The organism is Syntrophorhabdaceae bacterium (assembly GCA_035541755.1).
GTDB lineage: Bacteria > Desulfobacterota > Syntrophorhabdia > Syntrophorhabdales > Syntrophorhabdaceae > PNOF01.
The window spans coordinates 1-3,694 of record DATKMQ010000062.1; the positions used below are offsets into that span (position 1 = coordinate 1).

5 protein-coding genes are annotated in these 3,694 nt (G+C 53.7%); 3 read left to right on the forward strand and 2 right to left on the reverse strand.

The window, feature by feature from the left end; genetic code table 11:
- Both VMT62_05360 and VMT62_05365 read right to left on the reverse strand, forming a co-directional pair.
- Nucleotides 1-188, reverse strand: a 188-nt coding sequence (locus tag VMT62_05360) for a hypothetical protein (GenBank protein ID HVN95834.1), incomplete at its 3' end; no start/stop codon positions are given.
- 1 nt (nt 189) lies between these two features.
- Complete coding sequence (locus tag VMT62_05365) at nt 190-1,095, reverse strand: NrtA/SsuA/CpmA family ABC transporter substrate-binding protein (GenBank protein HVN95835.1); 906 nt, start codon at nt 1,093-1,095, stop codon at nt 190-192.
- 288 nt (nt 1,096-1,383) lie between these two features.
- On the opposite strand from VMT62_05365, the gene VMT62_05370 reads away from it, so the two are divergent.
- The 3 genes from VMT62_05370 to VMT62_05380 all read left to right on the forward strand — a co-directional run bounded on the left by VMT62_05370 (nt 1,384) and on the right by VMT62_05380 (nt 3,457).
- Nucleotides 1,384-1,635, forward strand: a complete 252-nt coding sequence (locus tag VMT62_05370) for a hypothetical protein (GenBank protein ID HVN95836.1) — start codon at nt 1,384-1,386, stop codon at nt 1,633-1,635.
- A gap of 402 nt (nt 1,636-2,037) precedes the next feature.
- Nucleotides 2,038-2,691: a nitroreductase family protein gene (locus VMT62_05375; GenBank protein ID HVN95837.1), complete on the forward strand. Its 654-nt coding sequence runs from the start codon at nt 2,038-2,040 to the stop codon at nt 2,689-2,691.
- 34 nt (nt 2,692-2,725) lie between these two features.
- Nucleotides 2,726-3,457, forward strand: coding sequence for a DUF169 domain-containing protein (locus VMT62_05380; protein HVN95838.1), 732 nt, complete (start codon nt 2,726-2,728; stop codon nt 3,455-3,457).
- The last annotated feature ends 237 nt before the right edge of the window (nt 3,458-3,694 follow it).

A 3,694-nucleotide genomic window follows, 5' to 3' on the forward strand; every position in this document is an offset into this window, starting at 1 on the left:
TGCCGAAGCAGGTAATAATGGGTGACGAGGCTCAGGTCTATCACCTTCTGTCGTACGTTGGATGCCATCTCCGCCGCCTTCGCCGCTCTGCTGACCTGTCGCGAGGAATAGACGTACATCGATCCTATGACGAGGAAAAGCGCAAGGGGTAAGAATCCTGCAATGGTAAGTGTGGTCTTGATTCTCACATCAGCCGCCTATATTTACCCTCTCGGGACGGACCGATGCGAGCCCGCGGGTGTAGATATTATCCAGGAAGTTGGGGACCTTGCTCTCCGGAACCACCTTGTGCGCTATGGCCCAGTGCGCCTGATTTTCAAAATTGATGAGGAGCGACTGGTCCAGAGCTATCCGGAAATAATAATCCTTCCAGACCGGCGTAAGCTCTTGCGCACGAACCCCTGTGCGTTGCGACACGAGCGCGATAGCCTCATCCTGCTTTTCGATGATAAAGCGTTCGGAGCTCATGAGTGCACGCAGCAACTTTCTGATGGACTCCGGTTGCTGTTGAACGACATCAACGCGCGTTACCAGATTCCACGTGCTCCTGAAAAAACCGGTTCCGTAGTACGTCATGCCCTTGGGCCCGAGCGCGCTCGTGATGGCGGAAAGGTAAGGTTCCCAGGTGGCGACCGCATCCACGCGGCCGCTGAGCAGCGCATCCTGCATCTCCTCGGGTTTGAGCGGCACCATCGTGGTGCGCTCCTCGGCCACCCCGTGAAACAGGAGTAATGTGCTGAGAAGGTACTGGCCTGACGTGCCGGGCGTGACGCCGATTTTTCTGCCCTTCAGATCCTCGGGTCTTGAGATGCCGCGATCCTTTCTCGTGATGACGGCGGAGATCTTCTCTGAGTCGGCGACGGTTGCCAAAACGCGCACCTTGGCGCCTCGCATAACCGCCTCCATAATCGGCGTCTCCGCAGCCGGGGCAACATCCGCTTTCGCCGCGAGGACCGCCTCCAGGCACTCCTTGCCGGAGGTGAAGGTTACCAGCGTGACGTCGAGGCCTTCGTGTTTGAAGTATCCTTTATCAAAGGCAACGTAGATCGGAGCTGACATCGGAATGGGCGAGATCGCGATTGTGAGCTTCTCCAATCCATCGCTTCGGTCTGCACGGCTGTTCTGGCTCGTGTGGTAGATTAGGCCTGCGGCTGCCAGAGCAACCAGTACGAGAGCGACTATGCTCCAAAAAAATCGTGGTCGTATTGTTCCGCGTTCTGAGATCAGATTTCTCATGTGCTGGATGTCTTGAGTTGTGCCAAGGCTGCTGCTGACGTATAATGTATAACATTGTTGAAGGCTATTCAAGGCACCCACAGCCGCCACGGGAATCACAACTGCGGATGCCTTACCCTTTTTGTCTTAAGGATCGAGTGCCAAGGTATGATCGCGGAGCATAATCACGGACAGCTCTATTTCGGCCGTGGTGTCTGCGTGGCTGCCTGTCCTTGGACTAAGCCGAGGAAAGGTATTCATCGGATTACCCGCGAAATCGCCTGCAGAAAAGTGAAAGCGGGGTGGTGGATGAGTCGCGCTGAACGATTGGCTTACGGCCGTTTCAGGCCCAGACCATCGCTGCCATGGTACGAAGTACCAGAGCCCATGTGGAAGAAGTATAAGACGCTGGCCGAGTAGTCTCATTCAAGATCAGGCGCCACTAGACACTTGTTGTCGGTTTATTCGCCTCGGCTTGCGCAACATATTCTTTTAGCCCATTTTGAGATAGTGCCTGCCGGGACATACATCGGCTATCGCTTGCCACGCGAAATGGTGCACTGCAGAACATAAATACAAGTTCAATGTTTCAGGAAGAACTGCCCTGACGTTGGCAGGAGTTATAGTGCTTACAAGGCCCCAAACCCACTCGAGACTACTTCACCGCCTTGACACCACATCGCACTCTCGGATTCCCCTTGACATCGGGGATTACAACGTCTAAAAAAGAAAAGACATGAAGCGTCCACAGATGGGTGCCACCCGTTTGTGAAAGCGGTGGAGAACAATCTGCAACATGGTGCATCTGAAGGAGGATCAGAGGTGGATACTCTGTTATTGCAAGATAGGAACAACGCGGTGGATGAAGTGATGGCCAAAAGACGATCCGTCCGGCTCTTCACCTCGGAAATCCCGCCTAAGGAGCTGATTGAACACATACTTCTTGCTGGACTTAAGGCCCCGTACGCGGCCTTGGCGGTTAAAGAGGATATCCCGTATCGTTTCTTCAGAGTGATCTGCCAGGGTCCCGGCATGATCAAGACTGCGGGCCTCATTCAGGAGCAGGCGAGGGCTAACTTGAAACTACTAAAGTCAGATATGGCGAAGAACGCTTACCTTCGAGAGCATGGAGGGGAGTTTGTGACACGTGTGAAACATCTGGCCGAGCACGGCCTTCCCAGCCTTAGAGACGCACCTTACTTCATCGTTGTGGCCGAACGGAAGGGCATTCCACCCGTCGAATTCGAGTCGCTTGCCCATTGCCTGCAGAATATGTGGCTGAAAGCCACCGCTCTGGGTCTGGGCTTTCAGCTGCTATCGGTTACCAAAATGCTCACCGAAAGCCGCGAGTTTTTCGACATGATCGGTCTGCAGCTTGGAGCGTTTGCGGTTAATGGCTGCGTTATCGGCTATGCTCAGCAGCCGCCTGCCGAAAAGCGCCTTTTTGCGCTTGATCAGGTCACTGCATGGCTCTGAAAACGGAGAGTGCTATTACTGTAAGGAGGATACGATGGACTGGAAAGATTCTTCAGCAATGTTACAAGAAGTTCTCAAGCTCGAGAGGCATCCCATTGCCGTTACCTATTCGATGGTGCCGGCCGATGGAGGCAAGGATGGTCATCACTGGGTGTGTCGGGCCCTGCAGGACGCATCCGGTGGGTCGATTATCAATTTAACGAAGGACAATTCGGCCTGTCATGGAGGCACATGGCATCTGGGCCTGGGACCCAAGCCCACAGGCGATGCGGACCGTGCGCTAAAGAAGTTTCTGGTGGAAGGGGAAAAGCTGTTCTGTTCGATTGCCGCTTTTTACCGGGGTATGACGTTGACGGCCCAGCCTCCCCTCGGACTCGCCGACTACGTTGTCATTTCTCCCTTGGGGAAGGCACAGTTCAGGCCGGATCTCGTTCTTTTCCTCTGTAATGCCGAGCAGGCATGCCGCATCCTCACGCTGGCAACCTACGACTCGGGGGTTTCACCAAAGACCGAGCTCGTCGGATCTGCGTGTCACATGGCAATCACCTATCCGCTCGTTTCTGGAGAAATCAATGTGAGCTTCATGGATTATACAGCGAGAAAGATGAAGGGGTACAAAGCAGACGAACTCTTTGTCTCCGTTCCCTATCACCGAATGGCGGGGATAATCGAGAGTATTCCGCTCTGCACGGCGGGAACCGCCAAGACCGACTACCCGCCGGAGTTCAGGCAATTAGTGGGAGGAGCGCTGGAAGACGTGGGTTAGAAAATTTTACAACGTCTTTTAGATGAAAACGTGGCCCAATACCATGAGGCGCTTTGGTCTGTTGAGCATTGCAGTTTGTAATGGTGCAACTCTCAGAGGGAGTCGCATTTCCAACCTCATAGGAAGACATGCGCAAATCCACTTTACAAAACAATCCCAAATTCTGCTACAAGAAAAAATGTTTCGTTTATCTTCAAGGCGATATTTTGCGTCAACGCCTGAGACGCACGATTACCG

Excerpts from the sequence above, each read along its gene's own strand:
- VMT62_05380 (HVN95838.1), top strand. The coding sequence starts at position 2,726 with ATGGACTGGAAAGATTCTTCAGCAATGTTACAAGAAGTTCTCAAGCTC.
- VMT62_05370 (HVN95836.1), top strand. The coding sequence starts at position 1,384 with ATGATCGCGGAGCATAATCACGGACAGCTCTATTTCGGCCGTGGTGTC.